The sequence below is a fragment of the Xenorhabdus koppenhoeferi genome (genome assembly GCF_900116635.1).
GTDB classification, from domain to species: domain Bacteria; phylum Pseudomonadota; class Gammaproteobacteria; order Enterobacterales; family Enterobacteriaceae; genus Xenorhabdus; species Xenorhabdus koppenhoeferi.
This window is the reverse complement of record NZ_FPBJ01000076.1, coordinates 1-2,655: the sequence shown is the minus strand read 5'-3', so window position 1 is coordinate 2,655 and position 2,655 is coordinate 1. Positions and strand designations below refer to the sequence as shown.

At 43.0% G+C, this 2,655-nt stretch carries 3 protein-coding genes; 2 read left to right on the top strand and 1 reads right to left on the bottom strand.

The window, feature by feature from the left end:
- Positions 1–312 precede the first annotated feature (312 nt).
- Entirely contained in the window at positions 313–1,365 is a 1,053-nt protein-coding gene (aroG, locus tag BM329_RS14085; protein ID WP_092554414.1) for a 3-deoxy-7-phosphoheptulonate synthase AroG, read from the top strand.
- A gap of 186 nt (positions 1,366–1,551) precedes the next feature.
- Positions 1,552–1,983, top strand: a complete 432-nt coding sequence (locus tag BM329_RS14080) for a helix-turn-helix domain-containing protein (protein WP_092554411.1) — start codon at positions 1,552–1,554, stop codon at positions 1,981–1,983.
- A gap of 157 nt (positions 1,984–2,140) precedes the next feature.
- Here BM329_RS14080 and BM329_RS14075 read toward each other — a convergent pair.
- A partial coding sequence (locus tag BM329_RS14075) for an IS630 family transposase (protein WP_245759041.1) occupies positions 2,141–2,655 on the bottom strand: 515 nt, incomplete at its 5' end.

The window sequence follows — 2,655 nt, the reverse complement described above, 5'->3', positions numbered from 1 at the left end:
CAACAAGAAGACGAGAAAGATGCTCTATTGATGAGCTGTTTACAGAGCATGTGACTTATGTCTGATTATATTGATTCTGCTATATGTGACCGGGGTGAGCGAGCGTAGCCAACAAAGCTGCAACTTGAAAGACGACGTGTATATATATATCTGAATCAACATTACTTTTACGTTGAACAATATTTTTTATAAAAATAACTCTTCTTTTTTTACTCTTTACTCGCGAAGATTATTTACAGCATTGGGCCTAACAGTTAGATTGAGATTACAAAATTATTTCAAATAACTGTAAACACATTAGGTGAAGGGACAATGAACTACCAAAATGACGATGTAAGAATAAGAAAAATAACAGAATTACTACCACCAGTTGCATTACTCGAAAAATTTCCTGCGACAGAAGATAGTGCTGATACGGTTCACAAGGCACGTGAATCTATTCATAATATTTTAATTGGTGAAGATGATCGTCTATTGGTAGTAATTGGTCCATGTTCAATTCATGATCCTCAAGCAGCGTTGGAATATGCGGGACGCTTGAATAAATTGCGTGCAGAATTGAAAACCGATTTGGAAATTGTTATGCGGGTTTATTTTGAAAAACCCCGTACAACCATAGGTTGGAAAGGATTGATTAATGATCCAAATATGGATTGTAGTTTTAACATCAATAATGGGTTACGTACCGCCCGTAAGTTATTGCTCGAAATTAATAATATGGGGCTGCCAACGGCGGGCGAATTCTTAGATATGATTACTCCCCAGTATTTGGCTGATCTCATGAGCTGGGGTGCGATAGGTGCACGTACAACGGAATCTCAGGTTCATCGTGAATTAGCCTCTGGGCTTTCTTGCCCGGTTGGTTTCAAAAATGGCACAGATGGTACGATTAAAGTCGCTATTGATGCCATTAACTCAGCCAGCTCACCACACTGTTTCCTGTCTGTCACAAAATGGGGTCATTCCGCCATTGTTAATACAACAGGCAACCGAGACTGCCATATTATTCTGCGCGGTGGTAAAGAGCCGAATTACAGTGCTGAACATGTCAGTGCTGTTAAAGAAGGACTGGAGAAAGCAGGGCTGGCACCTAGCGTGATGATTGATTTCAGTCATGCAAACAGCTCGAAGCAGTTTAAAAGACAAATGGATGTTGGAGCAGATGTTTGTGCTCAGATCTCTGGCGGTGAAGATGCAATTATTGGGGTTATGGTTGAAAGCCATCTGGTTGAAGGAAATCAGAGTCTGGAGAGTGAGGAACCTTTGGTGTACGGTCAAAGTGTGACAGATGCTTGTATTGGTTGGGAAGATACGGAAACGTTACTTCGCCAGTTGTCTCAGGCTATCAAGAATCGTAGAAGCTAATTTTTTGCAATAAATGCATATGCCTAGTCCTGATATACGTTGACACTATTTTTACTTAACGCCTGATAATGGACTTCATCGGGCGTTTTATATTAAAGCACAACACTCTATCACTCACCAGAAAAAATAGAAGTCCGAAAGCATTATGATGGCAGCATCGTTGCCTACTTCGCTGGCCGAAAATTGATGATATCTGAGGTGATAGAGCCGACACAGCCTACGATGTATGACTTAGAAATCCAAAGAAAACTGGATGCAATAGCCCTGGCAGAAAAACTGGGTAATGTATCTGAATCGGCTCGCCTCAGTGGCTGCTCACGAGAAACTCTCTATAAGAATCACAAGCTACTCAAAGAAAAAGGCCCACTCGCGTTAAAGCGCACTCTCAATCCAGGCCATCACCACAAAAACCGAACGCCAAAAGAACGGGAGGAAACGGTGATTGCCTTCCCGTTGGAAAACCCACATCTGGGCCAAGTTCAGATCGCAGCCCAACTCAGGAAAAAGTACGGGATAGAGATAAACCAGTCCACGGTTCGGTGTATCTGGCTGAGACATAAGCTCAATACTGTAGCCTCGCGAGTAGAGAGAGCAAAATCATCGCTAGCGGCTGCTTAGCGATGATGATTAGTTGAGAGTTCTATGCGGAGACTGGTATGCTGGAACGACAAAGTCCCTCAGTAATTAGTCCGTCAGTCTCCCTCGGTAATCACACTAGTACAGCTGATATAAGCCCTCTAATCTTATTGAAGAAACTATAGCAGAATCAATATAATCAGACATAAGTCACATGCTCTGTAAACAGCTCATCAATAGAGCATCTTTCTCGTCTTCTTGTTGTTTTTGTTTCAGCCCATTTGTTTTCGATAGGATTTAAATCTGGGCTGTAAGGCGGAAGCCATTCTAACTGGCATCCGTGATCGGTTATCGCTTTTCGCGTGTCACCGCGTTTATGGAAAGGGGCATTATCCATCACAATCACTGTCCCCTTAGGGAGCTTCGGCAACAAATCTTGTGTCAGCCAGGCATGAAACACATTCGCATTAATGGTTCCGGCAAACAAACTTAAGGTCACAAAGGTATTTTTAATGATAGCACCAATGGCATTAATGCGGCCTTTGTGCTGCCAGTCATGTAAACCAAAACAGCGGGACCCTTTTAACGAATAGCCATGCGTACGTGGCATGGACTGCTCAAAGCCGCTTTCATCCAGATAAACAATCTGTTTGCCCGCCTGCTCATGATGGCGGATACGCTCGCCAAATACCTGACGAGCGTGTTCGTCAGCGG

Bases quoted from the DNA above. Each gene is read 5' to 3' on its own strand.
- aroG (WP_092554414.1), top strand. From the start codon at position 313: ATGAACTACCAAAATGACGATGTAAGAATAAGAAAAATAACAGAATTA.
- BM329_RS14080 (WP_092554411.1), top strand. From the start codon at position 1,552: ATGATATCTGAGGTGATAGAGCCGACACAGCCTACGATGTATGACTTA.